This window comes from Cytobacillus sp. FSL W8-0315, from assembly GCF_038002905.1.
GTDB lineage: Bacteria > Bacillota > Bacilli > Bacillales > Cytobacillaceae > Cytobacillus > Cytobacillus pseudoceanisediminis.
In genome coordinates this window covers 163,054-181,996 of sequence record NZ_JBBOOC010000004.1, presented here as the reverse complement: position 1 = coordinate 181,996, position 18,943 = coordinate 163,054, and the positions used below count along the sequence as shown (strand labels likewise).

Genomic DNA, 18,943 nt, shown 5'->3' with positions numbered 1-18,943 from the left:
TGGTTTTTTAGTTTTTGCAATCGTTTTTATTGATTTGGCTGTATCTTCTATGCCATAAAATTGTTTCTTTTAGTGGAGAGGAAAAAGCGTATATGCAAAATATTTTCACCCGTGTCCTGATAAAAGATAAGGACCATCATATTTTAGTAGTACAAGATAGAGGGGATCTGTGGAATTTTCCAGGGGGAAAACAGGAATTAGGCGAAACTCCATCAAAGTGTGCAAAACGGGAAGTAAAAGAGGAAATCGGATTAACCGTTCATGCACTTACTGAGGTGTATCAGGGAAATTTCTATTTCAGAGATATCCAGTGGACGGGTTACTTCTACTTTGCAGATTCTGTCAGCGGTGTACCTTGTATGAATGAATTAAATAAGATAAAGGGAATCCGATTTGTAAGTGATGCTGGGATAGTGAAATTTCCGGATGAGTTATCGGCTGTATATGAAGAATTATTTAAAAACGATCTTATCTTGAGGAAAACTACTTATTGGGTTGAAGGTACATAATATCGCTCCTTAATTATCATGTGCTTTTTCATAGCAGCTGCCAAATCAGGCAGCTTTTTGTTTACTTAAAGGAGCAGGCTGGCTTAACTTAATTGTAGTAAAGAATACATTCTGTTAATTGTTAAGGAATTACATTTACAAAAAAATAAAAAACAATTATAGTTATTAAAGAGTCATTATGTCTATTATTAAAAAATATATAAGTGTTAAGCCGCTAGTGCTGCAATGAAAATAAAACATAAAGGAGATAGAGATCTAATGGAATTCTGGGAATCCAGTTTTATAGAAAAACAAACGATGTGGGGATTTGAGGCTGCAGATTCCGCTATCTTAACAAAGGACTTTTTCCTTGAAAAGAATGTTAAGGATATACTGTTGCCGGGTTTTGGATATGGAAGAAATGCGAAGGTTTTTATTGAAAATGGCATAAATGTGACAGGCATTGAGATTTCAAAAACAGCCATTGATCTGGCAAGCCAACATGGGATTGACAGCAGAATTTTTCATGGCTCAGTAACTGACATGCCTTTTGATGACCAGCTTTACACTGGTGTATTCTCCCATGCCCTTATTCACTTATTGAATAAGGATGAGAGAGAGAAGTTTATTAAAGATTGCTATGATCAATTAAAGCCAAATGGCTATATGATTTTTACAGCTGTTTCAAAAAAAGCCCCCATGTTTGGCAAGGGCAAACAATTGAATAAAGATTATTTTGAGATCATGGAAGGTGTGAAAATGTTTTTTTATGATTCTCACACCATAAAACAAGAATTTGGACAATACGGCCTGATTGAGCTTTCAGAGATTGACGAGCCAAATAAGGATATGAAAAATAAACCATCAATAAATTTCTTCATGATAAAATGCAAGAAAAAATAGTGCCAGCTGCCATCACGGCAGCTTATTGTTTGTTTTGGTTTAATAACTAAATTTTAACTGTACAAACATTTGTTCTTATCATACTATTGTACTGAGGGGGAGAATAAATGAAAAAGACAAATTATTTGGAATTGAAACATTTCTCTAATGAACATATGGATATCTTGAATTCTTTTGAGCTTCCTAAAGAGCAGGTTCAATTCACTTCACTGCCAAGCAATTATAAAGAAGTAACAGAAGGCCAGCATCGGATCGTTATCCTTTGTGATGGAGAACCAGTAGGCTTCTTTTTATTGCATTCAACTGAAAGAGTAAAGGAGTATTCGGACAATCCGCAGGCGATGCTGCTAACATCATTATCCATTAACCAGGCTAAGCAAGGACGAGGATATGCAAAGCAGGCTATGTTATTATTAAGAAAATTTGCTGCTGACGAATTCCCTGACTTTAATGAAATCGTGTTAGCTGTTAATCACAAAAACATTGCTGCTCAAAAACTGTATGTAAAAGTTGGATTTCAGGATACAGGACGCAGAAAAATGGGGCCAATTGGCGAACAGTACATTATGAATTTAATGTTGTAAATACATCTTTTCTTATTTGCCATTGGGAGGTTTCAACTATAACAAATTTAAGAACTCATCAATTCAATGGGGCTGAAATAATAGAAAGAAAAATAAGGTATGATTCCGAAGTCGTGGAATATAATTGTATGCTGTTGACAGTGCAAAATCAAAGTGCGGTGCTTTTTCATATTATTGAAGACACTTTTACAATGAAAGCCAATCAAGCTCAATTAACAATACCGAAAGGCAGCTATACAATTGCTTATTACTGGGAAAATCGCCCATATAATCTATATTTCTGGAGAGACCATAAAGGAAAGTATTTGGGCTCATATTTTAACATTGTAAAAAATACATTGATAAGCGATAGAATGGTATGTTTTGAAGATTTAATAATCGATATTTTAGTACTTCCGAATGGAGAATATTTTATTCTAGACGAGGATGAATTGCCTGAGTCATTGGAGAAATTTGAGAATGGTTCTGTCCAGCAGGCTTTAAACTTATTAACAAAATCTATTCATCATGTTCTTCTTCAAACGATTTCAGAATCTGAAGGCATTTATGCGCATGAGAAATTTATTCCTTTGTTGGAGCAGTTTGTGAAAAAGCATACGTAAAGTCATTATCCCGAAATCATAGGAGATTTAAGTGATATTTATATAAATAAAAGTTCATGGATGTTATGTAATGTAAAATTGCCTGACTGTGTGTCTTTTTCGCTGACCTCATCCTGGAGAATCACGGCAAGGACCACATTAGTGAAAAGAATTTATGAGGATTCTGCTAAAGTAAAAAAAATTGGAGGAATTAGTTCAGGCCGAAGCTTGTCAGCATTTATGCGTTTGATAAAAATATTCAAGTTAATGAAAAGTAGCCGAGCATGTCTTGATAATGACTGCGACCCCAGGCAGATTATAAATGGATGCAAATGACCAAATGAAACCATAAGTAAATATCTTATTAAATAGTGTGCGATTGCTCAATAAGGCAGTCGCTTTTCTTGTTTAAAAATATTTATAATAGAATAGTGGGAATTATAAAAATATTAAACTGGAGGAAACAATGTATGAATGGAATTGTAAAAACTCCTGAACCACCTTATTACGCAGTAATATTTTCATCACAGAGAACCGAGGGAGATAGAGGTTACGGAAAAATGGCGGAAAAAATGGCAGAGTTAGCTTCTCAGCAAAAGGGATTCTTAGGCCTGGAAAGTGCTCGTGATGAAGGGTTGGGAATTACAGTTTCATATTGGGCTTCATTGGATGCAATAAAGAATTGGAAGGAATACTCGGCACATCAAGTTGCACAGGATAGAGGTAAAAATGAATGGTATAAGAGCTTCGCACTAAGAGTGTGTAAAGTAGAACGCGATAACTTTTTCGAAATATAATGATTCTTGTCTTATACAATGGTGGATGCTGATGTTCGAGTTCAGCTGCCAAACCCAGTCGGTTTTTTTGTACAGCTGAAGGTGCAGGTTAGCTGAAATAAAAACATAGTAATGGAAGGGAAGTTAATGAGATTTAAAGAAAAATAAATACAATTAAATATTGGGGGACTTAAAATGTTTATTGTAAATGTTGAAGGTGCTATAAGGAAAAATGACAAGTGGCTAATAATTGAAAGAAGTAAAAAAGAGGAACACGCTGGAGGTCTGCTTTCCCTAGTTGGAGGTAAGGTGGATATAGAGGGAAGTTCATCTAATATACTAGAAAGAACTGTAAAACGTGAAATTTTAGAAGAAGTCGGTGTAAAAGTAAAAGACAGTTTAACTTATGTAAATAGCACCTCTTTTGTAACAGATACTGGTCAAAATGTGGTGGATGTTGTTTTTCTTTGCGAATATGAATCTGGTGAGGCGTTACCTATTATTCCTGATGAGGTAGAAAAGGTGTTTTGGTTAACTTCAGAAGAAATTTTAAACCACCCAAAATCACCTATTTACTTAAAAGAAAATATTAAGAAAGCCGAGGCACTGATTCCAATTCAATTGACATGACTCTCATTGTGAAGCAAAAGGACTATCGTAAAATTCAGCTGCCAATAGGTGGTTTTCTTTTTGTTGAACAAAAAAGTTAGGTATGTCTTTTAAAGGTATAAGCAGAAGAGTAATTTATGTTAAAGGGGAACATAAGGACTTGAAGGTTTATTCTATATTTAGATGTACTGTTATAACAAACATTTAAAACAGTACACGATCATTACTTAAATCGCGTAAAAAACATAAAACGCAGCATCTGACTTTGGTTCATTTTATAGCTGTAAAATAAATAATGTTAAATAAGATTTATGTAGAATTATATTTAAACTATAGGATGCTTTGCAGATTTATAGGGTGATACAAATAATATGCATCACCCTAACTATTAAATCGAAATAACGCCAAATGCAATGGCAGCAATAATCATAAATACTGAAGAGCCAACTGCCCATTTTAAAGCAAAACGCTGATTCTGGCCATAGTCAATTCCGATCATGCCGACTAGAAGGTAACCTGCGGCATAGAGCGGGCTTAACACGTGAGCGGGCTGGCCGAGTACTGATGCACGGGCAATTTCAGCCATAGGAATATTGTAGCTGGCAGCAGTTTCTCCAATGATCGGGATAATTCCATAGTAATAGGGATCGTTTGCCATGAAATACGTAAATGGCATGCTCGTGATAGCTGTAATTAAAGGCAGCTGGGTTCCCAATTGTTCTGGAATGACTTGAACAAGTGCTGTCGCCATTGCATCTACCATTCCAGTCCCGTTCATGATTCCTGTGAATATACCAGAGGCAAAGACTAATGCGACCACTGCGAGAACATTTCCAGCATGGGCGGCAATGCGTTCTTTTTGCTGTACCAGGTTTGGATAGTTGATCATCGCCGCAATCGCGAACCCTAACATAAATAGAACAGGGAGAGGCAGCAATCCGGCAATTAAGGCAATCAGCAGGCCTATTGTCAGTCCGGCGTTAACCCAAATTAACTTTGGACGCTGCAGCTCTGCGGACTTTTCTCCATGATCTATAGCGGCAGCGGTTTGTTCCTTTGCCGCTTGAATCTCACTGGCAATTGGATCATCCATTTTGAAGATCCCAATCCGTTTCCGTTCCTTTAATCCAAAATGCCAAGCAACGAGAAAGGCAAAGGCTATTCCAGCTGCCATTACAGGAATAAGCGGAAGGAATACTTCCTCGGTTGTGAGCTGCAAAGAACTGATGACTCGGGCTGTCGGTCCGCCCCATGGTGTCATGTTCATGACGCCGATGGAGAGAAGTGCGAGTGTTGAGAGCATGTATAAATTCATATTTAGCTTTTTGTATAGAGGCAGCATGGCTGTGACAGTAATAATAAATGTTGTTGTCCCATCTCCGTCCAGGGCAACAAGTGACGCGAGAGCAACTGTTCCGAGGGCAATCTTTAGCGGATCCCCTTTTACAATCCGCAAAATCGTATTCACAATTGGTTCAAATAAGCCGGCATCAATCATGATACCGAAATAAAGGATAGCAAACACAAGCATAACGCCTGTAGGAGCAACTTGCTTTATCCCTTCGAGCATCATATCCCCGATTCCGGTATAAAAACCTCCAATTAAAGCAAAGACAATTGGTACAATAATTAATGCCAGTAGTGCAGACATTCGTTTTGTCATAATTAAAGCCATAAAAACAGCAACCATAATATATCCAAGCAACGCGAGCATATGAACCCTCCTAAATAGTTGTAAGCGCTTCCTTTCGAATTACTTTAACAGGGCTGCTCTCGTAAGAATAGATTAGTTGTTTTATTTGAATAAAAAGCAATAGTTTCATAATTTTCATACTTTTTATGAAAATAAGAGAAATACCGTAATATGTTAGATATCTATCATTCACTAGGAGCTTTCTCCTTAAACTGAACTTCTTGGTCAGGCAATGTTTATCCTATAGAAGCTTTCTTTAAGACATAGCTAAAAAAAGCAAGCCCCTTTATAAGAGGGCTTGCTAAGGTTGTTTGTATCGGCGTTCCGGACGGCCCACGCTGCCATAGACAATATCGACTTCCACCAAGTTAATAGAAACCAGATACTCTAAATAGCGCCTTGCCGTGGAGTGGCTTGCTCCGATTTGCAACCCTACTTCTTCAGCGTTTAGGCTTGTGGATGCAGCTTTCATTGCTTGTGTAACTTTGCGGAGTGTGTGTTTGTCGATGCCTTTTGGCAAATTCTCGGCCTCGTGCTTTGTCTCGGCAGCTGGAGTGTTTTTTTGAAAGAGCCGCTGTATTTCATCTTGTTTGATATGGGCATTTGTTTGCCGGGCATGCCTCGTTTGGCTGTACTCTTCAAATGTTGAAAAAAAGCTGTCAACCATAATCGGTTTCAGCAGATAGCTATATGCTCCTCCACGCATGGCGTCTCTTACTGTTTTGGCATCATTGGAAGCGGTTATCATAATGATATCTACATGACGGTGTGCGTGTTTGATTTGAAATAGCAAATCAATTCCATTTGCATCTGGCAGATGAACATCGAGCAGGATCAGGTCGGGAGTGATAACGTTTAGCAATTGAATGGTTTCTGAAGCTGTTTGTGCTTTCCCGATGACAGTGAAATCTTTTCTGTTTTGAATAAGCTGTTCATATACAGACGAAGCGACAGGGTCATCTTCAACGATCAGCACCCCGATGGATGGGTTAGTCATGATTTTTCTCTCTCCTTCGCAGTTGTGAAATCAGGATTAGCTTTTGGAATGGCGATTGTCATACATGTTCCTTCTGAACGATCTGTACGATACCATTCCCCGCCAAGCTGGCTCAATGCATGCTGCATAATGGTCAGGCCCAGACCATGCTGGGGGTCATTTTTGGTTGTCGCTCCTTCTGTAAAAAAGTAAGCTTCTTCTTCAGAGGTCATGCCTTTGCCATTGTCTTCAATATCCATAATTAACTCGTCTCCGTAGTCTGTAAAGGACAGGTGGACAGTGGCGCTTTTTCCTTTCCATGCAGAAGATGCTTCTAGAGCATTATCAATCAAATTACCAACCACTGTCACGACATGTTCGCTCTGTATGGTGTCAGGGAAGTCTAACCACTGGCTGTTTTCGTCAAATGTGATCAATACTTTCATTTCTTTGGCACGGTTCACTTTCCCTAGAAGAAGGGCAACAATCAAAGGATCTTTAATTGTAGACATTAAAAAGGTGACAGTTTGTTGCAGTTCTTGCACTTCCATCTTCATAAGCGCTTTTGCTTCTTCGTAACGCTCCAATAGCAGGAGCCCGTTTAATGTGTTCAGTTTATTTAAATATTCATGGGTCTGCGCCCGAATATGGTTGGCATGCTGCCGGATTTCAATAAGTTCATTCGCCAAATCTTCAACTTCAGAGAAGGGGCGAATAGTCAGGACGAATCCTGTTATTGCCGTTTCTTCAGCCTGGATGGGCGATATGTCTACAATGTATATCGAGTTGTTTATGAGTACTTGTTTCTGGATGAAAAGGTTGGGATTTTTCAATGCATTTTGTATAAGCGCTTTCAAATGCAGCTCAGTCAGCGTATCTTTTGCATGCTCACCTAAAATGCTGCGCGCTTTTTTATTGGCTGATAATATTTTTAGATCAGGGCTGATAGCAAGCGTGGCATCCCCGATTGATTCCAGAATTGCCTGCTTTTCAGAGAAGGCGTGAGAAATTTCCTCTGGCTCCAGATTAAATATAAGCTTCTTGACACGGCGGGCGATATAAAAGGCTCCTGGTATGCCAATGAGAAGGGCAAGTCCTCCGAAACCGGCTACCCGCAATTGATAGACAAAAATTTTTCCTTCTACTTCATTCGTCAAGAAGCCAACGGAAGAAACACCGATAATCTTACCTGACTCATCATAAATGGGTGTTTTCGCTTTAACTGCTTCTCCTAAAACGCCGTTTCCAATAAAAACAATAGAATCTCCTGCCAGCGGGGCTTTATTGCTTGTTTCTGTAGCCCTGCCAATTTGATTCGGATAGGGATGGGAATAACGAATACCATCCCCGTTCGCTATTACAATATAATCAGCGCCTGTCCGCTCTCTAAGCTTCTCGGCAATAGGCTGAATCAATTGTGCTGGATGATCTGTATTAAACGCATCGATGATGGAATCGTTTTCGGCAACCAATTCCGCAACTGTCAGCGCCTGCTGTCCGGTGGTTTTCTCAATCATTTGGTCAATAATGGATGAAAAGGAAATGATAATTAACAAGATGCAAATTAAGAGTACAGTAAGCACGAGCAGAACCATTTGCCCGAAAAGCCCAGGCTGCTTAAATTTAAAAGGTTTCGACAAAATGGCCACCTCTAGCAATTTTATTTTACTACTAGATTAAAGGAGGCAAATGCTTTCGGCAAGGTAAAGTTCACTTACTTTAAATGAATAAAGCTTTGGATGCAGGACAAGACTGGTGATCTCTCCTTAAAAGGCCATACTATTCGTTAACAATGTAACGGATGGGGAAGCTATTAAGAAATTGTCCTGATGGTTAACGGGGAGGGGATCAGTACAAATAAAGATAGGGGGTAAATAAAATTAAAAGAGCCGTACTTAACATTGGGGAACGTTAAATACGGCTCTGTCGAAAATCGACAATCAAAGAATTAAGTAAAAACCATTGAAAAAAGTGAAACCCTGTGGTAAATTTATATAGATGTGCATTATGTAATAAAAAATAAATATATTTTCCCTATCTTAATTATATAATGCAATCAATTCGTTTGTCAACCCTTTTATAAATTTTTTTAAGGAGTGTTTGCTATGAATTCGAAACTTCAGCAGGAGCAAGTACGATTGGACAGTGTCATGGGGACAATTGCGGAGGAAGTCAGCAGATTGGAAGAGGAAACCTCCAGGCGTAAAAACGAAGTGGTTCATATCCGCAAACACTTTTGGGATGAAGTCAAGGTGAATATTGATACCTTTGATGATTACCTGGAGACCATCATCGGGTTGAGGCAGGAGGCTCAAGCTCTTTCGGTCAGCCAAAGCACCCACAGACATGCATCCAAGCGCTTGTCCACGCTGCGAAGGATGGAGGAGGTTCCCTACTTCGGCCGTATTGATTTTATGGAAGAAGGTTCATCAGATCAGGATCAAATCTATATTGGGATCAGCTCGCTAAGGGATGCCAGCGGCGAAAATTTCCTTATTTACGATTGGAGGGCACCGATCTCCAGTGTCTACTATGATTACCAGCCCGGTCCCGCCAAGTATGAAACACCGGGAGGCACAATCCAGGGCACATTGGAGAAGAAGTGGCAATATCTTATCCGCGGCGGCGTTTTGCAGTCCATGTTCGATACAAGTCTCACCATTGGGGATGAGATCCTGCAGGAGGTTCTGGGCAAGGGTACTGACAAACATATGCACAATATTGTAGCTACCATTCAACAGGATCAAAACCGGATCATCCGTCATGATCGCGGAAGGCTGCTCATTGTTCACGGTGCGGCTGGGAGCGGCAAGACATCGGCTGCCCTGCAGCGGATTGCTTATTTGCTGTACAAAGATCGGGATAATTTAAATGCGGAGCAAATTATTTTGTTTTCGCCTAACTCAATGTTTAACAGTTATGTGTCCAATGTGCTCCCGGAACTCGGTGAAGAGAATATGCAGCAGGTCACCTTCCAGGAATATTTGGACCACCGGCTGAGTAAAGAGTTTGAAGTTGAAAATCCATACGGGCAGCTGGAATACGTGTTAACTGCAGACCATACCTCTTCCTACAGGGCAAGGGTTACGGGCATTCAATTCAAAGCATCTGTCCGCTTTTTTGAAGCGATCCATGCATACATGAAGTCGCTGGAGTTATCCGGAATGCTATTTAAGGACATAGTCTTCAGAGGAAAGCCGATTGTCTCCGCGCAGCAAATGGCAGACAGGTTTTATAGCAGCGACACTTCACTTCGCTTTCATAACAGACTTGAAAAGCTGATGGAATGGCTTATTAAGCAAATTAATGAAGCTGAAAAGGCGGAACGGAATAAGCCGTGGGTACAGGAGGAAATCGAGCTGCTCAGCAATGAGGAATATCATAAGGCACATGCCTATCTCGCGAAAAAACGCGGCTTTAAAGAAGATTCGATTCATGATTATGAAATCGAGCCTGAAGCGTTAGCCCGCTTGATTGTCCGGAAAAAGCTGAAGCCGCTGCGAAAACGAATCCGGGCGTTGCGTTTTGTCGATTTTAAGGGAATATACAAACAGATTTTTACTGATCCCATAAAGATCAAACAGTGGATAGAAGGGGAGATACCAGCAGAATGGACGGATATTTGTCAGGCGACGCTGAAAATGCTGGATGAAGGTCACCTGCTTTATGAAGATGCTACCCCGTTTTTATATCTGAAGGAGCAGATTCAAGGGTTTCAGACGAACAGCTCGATTAAGCACATCGTCGTTGATGAGGCACAGGATTATTCGCCATTTCAATTTGAGTTTCTAAAGCGCCTGTTTCCTGCGTCCAAAATGACGGTCCTCGGCGACTTTAACCAGGCGATCTTTGCCCATGCCAGCGAAATGGCTGATTTTCAACCGCTTGCTGGCCTGTACGGACCGGATGAAACAGAAGTGATCAATATAGCTCGAAGCTACCGCTCCACAAAGCCGATCATTGAATTTACGCGAAGACTCGTTCCAAACGGCGAAAGGATCATCCCTTTTAATCGCAGCGGCAAGCGGCCCGAGCTGAAACAAATAACCGATCACGCACAGCTGCACAGCTGCATCGCCTCTAAAGTCGCGGATTTACGAAGCCAAGGGTTTAAAACTATTGCGATCATATGCAAATCGGCTGAAGAAAGTTTGCGTGCATATGGGGCTTTGTCCGGCATCGATGGAATTAAACTCTTGAAAAGCAACTCGACTGAATATGAACAAGGAGTGGTTGTCGTACCGTCGTATTTATCCAAGGGCATCGAATTTGATGCCGTCATTATTTATGATGCATCAGAGCATGTCTATGGTGATGAAAGCCTGCGCCGAGCTTTCTACACCGCCTGCACGAGAGCAATGCATGATTTGCAGCTTTACAGCGTAGGGGCACCGAGCCCGTTTTTGCAAGACGTTTTGCGGGAAGGTTTCATCCAGGTCTGACTCGGTCGGGTGTATCCGATTAACAAATCTATATTTAACATAGAAAGAAGGATTGATTCTATATGCCGCAGGAAACCAATACGGGTCAAAACAAACCGCCATATGGCATGATCGCCATTTTATTTATCGGGGCTTTTGTTGCGATATTGAATGAAACATTACTGAACGTTGCCCTCCCATCCATCATGGAAGAATTCGGTGTGAATGCAACAGCCGTACAATGGCTGTCTACAGGCTATATGCTTATTAACGGGATTTTAATACCGGCGAGTGCATTCTTCATTCAGCGATTTTCTGATAAGAAATTATTCATTACAGCCATGGCATTATTTACTTTGGGAACATTCCTGGCCAGTATTGCGCCTGCATTTGGTGTGTTATTAGGGGCTCGGATGATTCAAGCTTCAGGATCGGCGATTATGATGCCATTATTAATGAATGTCATGCTTACCGCATTTCCGGTCGAAAAAAGAGGGGCGGCAATGGGGATGTTTGGTCTTGTCATGATTACTGCTCCAGCGATTGGGCCGACTCTATCAGGATGGCTGATTGAACATTACAGCTGGAGGATGTTATTTGACCTTGTTCTGCCAATTGCCCTGTTAACCGTAGTTTTGGCAGTCTTTAAATTAAAAGATATCACACCCCAGAGAGCTATTAAGCTTGATTTCATCTCGCTGGTTTTATCAAGCATCGGATTTGGCGGCTTGCTTTATGGCTTTAGTTCAGCAGGGGAAAAAGGATGGGATAGCCCCCTCGTGTACGGCACGATTGTGATTGGGGCACTTGCTTTAATTACCTTTGTACTCCGTCAGCTTCGGATGGATGACCCTATGCTTGAATTTCGCATCTACAAATATCCGATGTTTGCCCTGTCATCGGCCATTTCAATCGTGATATCCGTCGCCATGTTTTCAGCGATGATTTTGATGCCCATCTATGTACAGACCATCCGGGGAATTTCACCAATGGAGTCGGGTCTATTGATGCTTCCGGGAGCGATTGTCATGGGGGTCATGTCTCCCATTACAGGGAAACTCTTTGATAAGTATGGGGCAAGAGTTTTGGCGGTAATTGGGCTGACCATTACCGTTGTAACATCTTATTACTTCAGCAGAATCGGCATGAATACGGCCTATTCTACTCTTGTTCTGCTGTACACCTTTCGGATGTTCGGGATGTCAATGGTCATGATGCCTGTCATGACAAATGGATTGAATCAGCTGCCGGCGATAAATAATCCGCACGGAACCGCTATGAATAATACGCTGCAGCAGGTATCCGGCGCCATTGGATCCGCGCTGCTGATTACCGTCATGAACAACCGCACGAAAGAAAAAGCAGAGGAACTGGCTGCTGACTCACTGGCCAATATGAGTGCCAGTGCAGCTCAGCCATCTGCACAGGCCGCAGCTGACATGCAGCAGCAAATCATGAATGAAGCGATGCTGCATGGCATTAATTTCACTTTCTTCATTTCTGCATTGATTGCGGTGATTGCACTCATACTTGCTTTCTTTATTAAAAGAGTGAAACCCCATTATGAAAATCAAACAGGTGAAGAAGCGGCAGTTAAAGATTGATCAAAAGGCCGAAACCCGGGCGGTATCCAGTTCTGATACCGCCCGGTTTTTTATTTACCCACTATTTTTTTAATAAAAAAGGGGCGGTTGCGATAACGCCAATCACATATAAAACTAATGCGAAATAAGCAGGAAGCAGGTGGATAAAATCCGTATAGTTAATAAAAAAATGAGTTAAGATCCCGGCGGCGAATGCCGGAATCGCCCCAATGGTGAAGGTCCACCACACCCATCTTTCCCCCTCGCGGATCCCCCATAAAGCCAGCATCAAGACGAGCAAGCCTACACTTAAAAGTGCGCTCCCAAATCCTGCACGGTCATGTGCGATCACAGGAATTAACCGATCGTTAAACTCGTTCAGAGCTTCAGGAGTCATGCAAAGATAAGTAAGATCCGTTGGTACAAATACATGTGAAGCCCCAATGACGGAAATGATCATCCCGCCAATAGCTAATGAAACCCCCAGAATCACAAAGCAAAGCTGGCCGAATAAGCTCAGCTTCCACTGCGGACTGTTGAAAAGATTTGAACTGGAGGGAGATGCACTTGCTGTTCTTGATTTTGCATATCCCAATATAAACAAGGGCAGTAATATAAGCCAAAACAGCCCATGGAGCCAATCGAAATAACCGTAGCCAATAAACAGGACAATGCCCAGGAAGCCGATAGCTCCTGCTATATTTACCGCTTTTCTTGCCCAGTGGAGGCCATTTCTTATTCCATGCCTGGCAAGCTGCATATAGATGATTCCGCCTGAAATCATTGTTCCTGACAGCGTCATTCTGTCATGAGCCATAAAGTATAAAATGGCAGGGTTAAAGGAAATAATATCTTTCCTAAAGATCCCCAGAAAGCTCTCGTCATAGGGAAGGATCACCGAAGTCATGCTGAAAAACAGGGCAATGAGCCCTGCAACGGCAATAGCTAAGCCGAACAGCCAGTACCAGCGCCATCCTTTCACTTCGACAGGCTCCTTCGTAAATGTGCTTGTATAAGCCTCGTTAATCCTCTTCGGCAATCCAGGTCCAGTGAAAATGTACTCATCGCCTAACATGATTAAAGAAGTTCCGCTTTCCAGCAGTTTAATAGCATCTGAAGGCTCTTTTACACAGCCTGAAGTAATGATGGGCAATTCTTCGCTGTACAGCTTTCTGAGAGCTGACAGCTTATGAATGAGTTCTTCTGGTGAAGCATTGCCTGTAAGAAGAATTCCGTCCGGGCCATAGTCCAGGCTGAGTGTATCATCCTGTGAAATAGAAAGGATGATAGGTTTATTTAATTCATATTTAAATTGGTTAAATTGACTCGCTGATTGAAAAATATGGCTGCCCAAAATAAATCCGTCGCTAAAAGGAAGCAATTCTTCACAAATTTGCATAGCTTCCTGATAAGTTCCTTCAACGTTTATAAGAAGCGGAATCTTCTTTTTCTTTAGGGAAAGCAGCTGTTCCTTAGCTGCCATTAACTCCATTGAAGCGTCAGTTAATCTATATATCTTCTCTAGTTTCGGGTCCATAAATAGTTCTCCTGATGACCCTCGAATGGAAACAGGCCCAACTTCAATAAAACCAAAGCCCAGATTCTGAAAAGCCTTCATCCCTGATAAGTGAGGATCAATCCTGCCGCTAAGTCCGACTGGAGTGGAAAAATGAACGCCAAATAGACTTTTCGCATGCATGCCGGAGGGTTCCATATGACCAAGAAATTCGATTAATCCTTCCCCTATACGGCTGGATGAAATCATGCTCATTCCGCGATGGATAAACTCCCGGCTGAAGGAAGGCGGGAGCTTCTGAAGTATGGGCTTAAAAATAGGATGATACGACCAATCCGGCAAATAAAACACCTCCCATTTTTATCTATTTTAGCATACGAGTTTGGATGGATAGGCAGTTTATTGTGGTGAAAGAGTGCTCCTTCTATTTAAACAGACCGTCAATAAAGGACTAATGACAATTGGATCATTGAATTTCATAGCAAGGAATACAAATTATATTATTTTTATTGCAAATGCAACAAAATTAAGGTAGATTGAATATATAGTATTATTATTGCATTTACAACAAAAATTCATGTTGAGGAGCTGAGTACACTGGAAATTCTCCGTGAAATTGGCATGATCGCTAGGGCACTGGATTCCATAAGCAATATCGAATTTAAAGAGCTTGACCTTACAAAAGGGCAGTACCTGTACCTGGTGCGAATATGTGAAAATCCAGGAATTATTCAGGAAAAGTTAGCTGAGATGATAAAAGTTGATCGGACAACGGCAGCCCGTGCGATTAAAAAGCTTGAAATGAATGGCTTTATAGAAAAGAAAGATGATGAACAGAACAAGAAAATCAGGAAGCTCTTCCCAACAGAGAAAGGGAAAAAAGTTTTTCCTCTTATAAAGAGAGAACATGAATATTCCAATGCGATTTGCTTAGAGGGGCTTTCCGAGAAAGAAGCAGAAACCATTTTCAAGCTGCTTCAAAGGGTTAGAAAAAATGTAGAGAAAGACTGGGAATATGTGAAAAAGGGGAACAAGAGAAATTATTAAAGGAGAGGCATAATGACTATTAATATAAAAAAATGTACACTTGAAGATTTAAGCAGACTTCAGGAAATTAGTTATGAAACCTTTAATGAAACGTTTAAGGAACAGAATTCTCCCGAAAACATGGAAGCCTATTTGGAAAAGGCGTTTAACCGAAAGCAATTAGAGACTGAACTATCTCAACGTTCATCACAGTTCTACTTTGTTGAAATTGATGGCGAGACTGCCGGGTATTTAAAGGTGAATACCGATGAGGCTCAGACTGAAGAAATGGGCGATGAAGCACTCGAAATTGAGAGGATATATATCAGAAGCCCATTTCAGAAACAGGGGCTTGGTAAATATCTGTTCAATAAAGCCCTGGAAGTTGCGATGAAACAAAATAAAAAGAAAATTTGGCTGGGTGTATGGGAAAAAAATGAAAAGGCAATTGCCTTTTATAAGAAAATGGGATTTGTCCAAACGGGAGCCCATTCCTTTTATATGGGTGATGAAGAACAAACGGATTTTATAATGGCCAAGATTCTCAAATAATATTTTGAAGGGCGGATGATCATGTATATTCCTAAATATTATAAAGTCACAAATGCGGATGAAATATGGGAGTTTGTTCAAAGTAATTCGTTTGGCACGATGGTCACGACCAAACATGGAAGACCCATAGCCACTCATCTGCCATTGCAGTTAATAAAAGAAGGAGATACGTGCTATTTAACAGGGCATATGGCTTATGGAAACCCGCAATGGAGAACATTCGAAGCCTCTGAAGATGTTCTGGTGATGTTCCAGGGACCACATGCTTACATTTCTTCCTCCTGGTATGAGGAAGAAAATGTCCCGACTTGGAACTATCAGGCTGTCCATGTATATGGTCGAGCCAATATTCTGAGTGAAGAGGAATTAAAGCAGGATCTGGCCATGCTGCTTCAAAAATATGAAAAGCATCGCAAGAATCCAGTTTTATGGGATAAGCTTTCTCCGGAGCTTTTAGAACAGCAGCTAAAAGGAATTGTTGGATTCAAGATTAGGGTAGAGGAAATTCAAGCTGCCGATAAACTAAGCCAGAACCGCAATGAAAGAGACTATCACAATATAATTCATAAACTCCATGAAGAGAATGATCTTAATTCTAAGCAAATGGCCCAACTGATGGAGGGTAAGGTAAAAAAGAGATTGTAAGTTTATAGGAAAAAACAGAGGAACCAGGATGTCCCTCTGTTTTTTAGCATCTGGAATATTATGTTAGTATAGAGGCGAGGACGTTGATCTTATTTTTCATGAAACGAATTAATATCATTCTCATACAGTAGTTATTAAAAAGGGAGTGAAGCATCGAATATGAAAGTCATTTTATTTTTGGCCATACTCGGTTTATGCTTGATTGGTTTTAATTGGCTTATGGGCTATAGAAAAAATTATATCACCATTGATTTGGATGAGAGGTACGTGGACTTTAAAGAGTATGTTGAAGCGATTCAGAGTGAACTTATCAAACAAGGGCGAGAGGTCAGTTATATGGGGAATCGAAAATTTATTATTGATGGCCAGACCTATATTTTCATAGAACGCAATGTTTCGATGGGAGGCGTTCCCCTGCAAAGAACTATTCTGAAACCGGAAAAGTGACTGACCTGAAGGTGCTCAGTTAATCAATTCGATAGCTGGATTCTGGACTGTCATTCGGCAGCTTTTTCTTATGGAGATAGCGGGATATTTGGACAATATAAGTTAATGAGTTTAATAGGGGGATAGGAAGGGATTTGAGGTTATTTACTGTTATTTTACTAATTCTTTTTGGGAGTTTTTTAATTGGTTTAACCATCGATAACTTTGGTAAGATAGGTAACTTTATTATGAATTTAATTGGGGTTGGGATAAATTTATTAGCTGTTATTATTGCGAGGAACAAGAAAGAAAAACAGCATTCCATTTAAGCAGAACATAATAAGCGTGACCTACTAAAGTGCTAATTGGAATGAAAACAAACAAAACATCTTCCAGCGAGGAAGATGTTTTATTTCAGATGGGGAAATCCCTGCTGGCGCAGAGCCTCATACACCAATATAGCAGCTGTGCTTGAAAGGTTGAGTGAACGGACATTATCATTCATGGGTATTCTTAAAAAGTGATCCTTATTTTCTTCCAGTAAGTCTTTTGGCAAGCCCGTTGTTTCTTTTCCAAACATGAAATAATGCTCCTTTGAAGCATCGCTGAAATCAAAGGATGAATGTGCCTGTTCACCAAAGGTTTCAATATAGTAGAACTCGCCTTGGTTTTTTGAAAAAAAGTCATCCATTGAATCATAATACGTTATGTTCACAGAGTTCCAGAAATCAAAGCCTGCCCGTTTGATCATTTCTTCATCTGTTGAAAAGCCAAGCGGCCGAATTAAATGCAAGGATGTATCCGTTGCAGCACAAGTTAGAGCAATATTTCCGGTATTGGCCGGAATATCCGGCTGATATAGTACGACATGTATGGCCAAGGATTGTCACCTCTATCTTCAATTTACCCTCCAAATTATAGCATATTGATTGGGCGTATTAGTAATATGCTAACGGGACAGGGACGTTAGTTAAATAATAGGATCTGCTGACGATTAAAAAACACGCTGATGATTAGCGTGTTTTATACTTCTTCAGGCATAGGTGTTGGAGTAGATTCTGTCCCCATGCTTTCGTATTTTTTATCAATCATATGACGAATATCTTTTAAGCTTGTGCCTTTTTCAAACTCTGATTTAGCCTCACGGGCTATGTCCACACAAACCCCTCAGCCAAAGCCCATGGTATCAAGTGTTACCGTGGTCCCTTTTACGTTATCAACGAAGCAATTCGTATTGCTGGTGTGACCATCTTCTTCATAACAGCCGCAATAACATGGCATGTAATCCAATACCTCTGGATGTGCGACAGCGAACTGATATGCTTCTAAAACTTTAGGGCTGTCGCTGTATGTGGTGACGGCTGACCAGTCATTGCTGCCGATTTCATACGTTAAGACAGGAGCAGCCTGTTCTTGATGGCCGCTATGTGAATGGCTATCCTCTGATGCCTGATCTTCTGCCGGCGAACAGCCAGAAACTAGCGCAATGGCTGTTAGTATAGGGAAAATGAAATTCTTCATTAAACCTTCCTTTCTATCAAATTGCTATTTTAATGTAAGAATACCTAATTCTAATTACTGATTCAATGATTCTATGCCTAATAATAATTACCAAGGGCACAATGAATTCATAGAATAGTCACAAATAAAACACCAGCCATCGCTATAATGAAAAGGTACATACAATTTTTTGAACATGTAAACAAAGGAGACGTGCTATATATGAGGAAAGCCATTTTTCTTTTTGCCTGTGTTTTATTTTTGCTGGCAGGGTGTTCAAAGGAGAATGACGCTGCTGAAAAAGTTCCTGATTTATTGGAGGTTTCGGTTAACATTCCAGAAGTGATACAGGTAAATCAAGAGGCAGTCATCCAGGCCGCCGTCACACAGGGGGAGGAAAAGGTTGAAGATGCCAATGGGGTTAAGTTTGAAGTGAAAAAAGCAGGTCAAGATACATCAGAAGAAATGATTGGGGAGCATCAGGGCAGAGGTGTTTATTCTATTACAACAACGTTTCAAGAGGCGGGAACCTATTCAGTAACAGCACATGTAACGGCAAGAGGTATGCATAATATGCCAACAAAAGAATTTAAGGTAGAATAAAGCAAATAATAATTTTCAGTTAATGGTTCATCCTTCAATTTGGATGAACCATTTGTGCTGT

19 protein-coding genes are annotated in these 18,943 nt (G+C 40.5%); 13 read left to right on the top strand and 6 right to left on the bottom strand.

Annotation, left to right across the window (positions count from 1 at the left end):
• Positions 1-92 precede the first annotated feature (92 nt).
• From MKY20_RS28425 to MKY20_RS28400, 6 genes are all read left to right on the top strand, one after another.
• Positions 93-509, top strand: a complete 417-nt coding sequence (locus MKY20_RS28425) for an NUDIX hydrolase (RefSeq protein ID WP_341004470.1) — start codon at positions 93-95, stop codon at positions 507-509.
• 258 nt (positions 510-767) lie between these two features.
• Positions 768-1,391 (top strand): class I SAM-dependent methyltransferase, encoded by a 624-nt coding sequence (locus MKY20_RS28420; protein ID WP_341004469.1) that lies wholly within the window; start codon positions 768-770, stop codon positions 1,389-1,391.
• Positions 1,392-1,498: 107 nt separating this feature from the next.
• Complete coding sequence (locus tag MKY20_RS28415; RefSeq protein ID WP_341004468.1) at positions 1,499-1,975, top strand: GNAT family N-acetyltransferase; 477 nt, start codon at positions 1,499-1,501, stop codon at positions 1,973-1,975.
• Positions 1,976-2,013: 38 nt separating this feature from the next.
• Positions 2,014-2,577, top strand: coding sequence for a DUF402 domain-containing protein (locus MKY20_RS28410; protein ID WP_180321091.1), 564 nt, complete (start codon positions 2,014-2,016; stop codon positions 2,575-2,577).
• A gap of 449 nt (positions 2,578-3,026) precedes the next feature.
• Positions 3,027-3,353, top strand: coding sequence for an antibiotic biosynthesis monooxygenase family protein (locus MKY20_RS28405; protein ID WP_009335252.1), 327 nt, complete (start codon positions 3,027-3,029; stop codon positions 3,351-3,353).
• 174 nt (positions 3,354-3,527) lie between these two features.
• Positions 3,528-3,962 carry an NUDIX hydrolase gene (locus MKY20_RS28400; protein ID WP_217027556.1) on the top strand — a complete coding sequence of 145 codons (435 nt, stop codon included), beginning with the start codon at positions 3,528-3,530 and terminating at the stop codon, positions 3,960-3,962.
• 367 nt (positions 3,963-4,329) lie between these two features.
• Here the strand turns inward: MKY20_RS28400 and MKY20_RS28395 are convergent, their stop codons facing one another.
• From MKY20_RS28395 to MKY20_RS28385, 3 genes are all read right to left on the bottom strand, one after another.
• Positions 4,330-5,655 (bottom strand): CitMHS family transporter, encoded by a 1,326-nt coding sequence (locus tag MKY20_RS28395; protein WP_009335251.1) that lies wholly within the window; start codon positions 5,653-5,655, stop codon positions 4,330-4,332.
• A gap of 280 nt (positions 5,656-5,935) precedes the next feature.
• On the bottom strand, positions 5,936-6,631 hold the full coding sequence (locus tag MKY20_RS28390) for a response regulator (RefSeq protein WP_009335250.1): 696 nt from the start codon (positions 6,629-6,631) through the stop codon (positions 5,936-5,938).
• Positions 6,628-8,259: a sensor histidine kinase gene (locus MKY20_RS28385; protein ID WP_341004473.1), complete on the bottom strand. Its 1,632-nt coding sequence runs from the start codon at positions 8,257-8,259 to the stop codon at positions 6,628-6,630. The genes MKY20_RS28390 and MKY20_RS28385 overlap by 4 nt, the downstream gene beginning before the upstream one ends.
• Before the next feature lie 456 nt (positions 8,260-8,715).
• Between MKY20_RS28385 and helD the strand changes: the two genes are divergently transcribed.
• Positions 8,716-11,052, top strand: a complete 2,337-nt coding sequence (gene helD / locus MKY20_RS28380; RefSeq protein ID WP_341004467.1) for an RNA polymerase recycling motor HelD — start codon at positions 8,716-8,718, stop codon at positions 11,050-11,052.
• A 62-nt stretch (positions 11,053-11,114) separates the two neighbouring features.
• On the top strand, positions 11,115-12,635 hold the full coding sequence (locus MKY20_RS28375) for a DHA2 family efflux MFS transporter permease subunit (protein WP_251156631.1): 1,521 nt from the start codon (positions 11,115-11,117) through the stop codon (positions 12,633-12,635).
• Between the two features lie 61 nt (positions 12,636-12,696).
• Here the strand turns inward: MKY20_RS28375 and MKY20_RS28370 are convergent, their stop codons facing one another.
• Entirely contained in the window at positions 12,697-14,472 is a 1,776-nt protein-coding gene (locus MKY20_RS28370) for a dihydroorotate dehydrogenase (protein WP_341004466.1), read from the bottom strand.
• A 279-nt stretch (positions 14,473-14,751) separates the two neighbouring features.
• Here MKY20_RS28370 and MKY20_RS28365 point away from each other — a divergent pair, with 279 nt between their 5' ends.
• The 4 genes from MKY20_RS28365 to MKY20_RS28350 all read left to right on the top strand — a co-directional run bounded on the left by MKY20_RS28365 (position 14,752) and on the right by MKY20_RS28350 (position 16,800).
• Positions 14,752-15,177, top strand: coding sequence for a MarR family winged helix-turn-helix transcriptional regulator (locus tag MKY20_RS28365; RefSeq protein ID WP_009335245.1), 426 nt, complete (start codon positions 14,752-14,754; stop codon positions 15,175-15,177).
• A 12-nt stretch (positions 15,178-15,189) separates the two neighbouring features.
• Positions 15,190-15,708 carry a GNAT family N-acetyltransferase gene (locus tag MKY20_RS28360; RefSeq protein WP_341004465.1) on the top strand — a complete coding sequence of 173 codons (519 nt, stop codon included), beginning with the start codon at positions 15,190-15,192 and terminating at the stop codon, positions 15,706-15,708.
• 21 nt (positions 15,709-15,729) lie between these two features.
• A complete protein-coding gene (locus MKY20_RS28355; RefSeq protein WP_192908192.1) occupies positions 15,730-16,353 on the top strand; it encodes an FMN-binding negative transcriptional regulator in 624 nt (207 codons plus the stop codon).
• Positions 16,354-16,512: 159 nt separating this feature from the next.
• A complete protein-coding gene (locus MKY20_RS28350) occupies positions 16,513-16,800 on the top strand; it encodes a hypothetical protein (protein WP_341004464.1) in 288 nt (95 codons plus the stop codon).
• Between the two features lie 388 nt (positions 16,801-17,188).
• Here MKY20_RS28350 and trmL read toward each other — a convergent pair whose 3' ends face one another.
• A complete protein-coding gene (gene trmL, locus MKY20_RS28345; RefSeq protein ID WP_009335240.1) occupies positions 17,189-17,659 on the bottom strand; it encodes a tRNA (uridine(34)/cytosine(34)/5-carboxymethylaminomethyluridine(34)-2'-O)-methyltransferase TrmL in 471 nt (156 codons plus the stop codon).
• Between the two features lie 143 nt (positions 17,660-17,802).
• Positions 17,803-18,300, bottom strand: coding sequence for a PCYCGC motif-containing (lipo)protein (locus MKY20_RS28340; RefSeq protein ID WP_341004463.1), 498 nt, complete (start codon positions 18,298-18,300; stop codon positions 17,803-17,805).
• Positions 18,301-18,501: 201 nt separating this feature from the next.
• Here MKY20_RS28340 and MKY20_RS28335 point away from each other — a divergent pair, with 201 nt between their 5' ends.
• Positions 18,502-18,882 carry a FixH family protein gene (locus MKY20_RS28335; protein WP_251174087.1) on the top strand — a complete coding sequence of 127 codons (381 nt, stop codon included), beginning with the start codon at positions 18,502-18,504 and terminating at the stop codon, positions 18,880-18,882.
• The last annotated feature ends 61 nt before the right edge of the window (positions 18,883-18,943 follow it).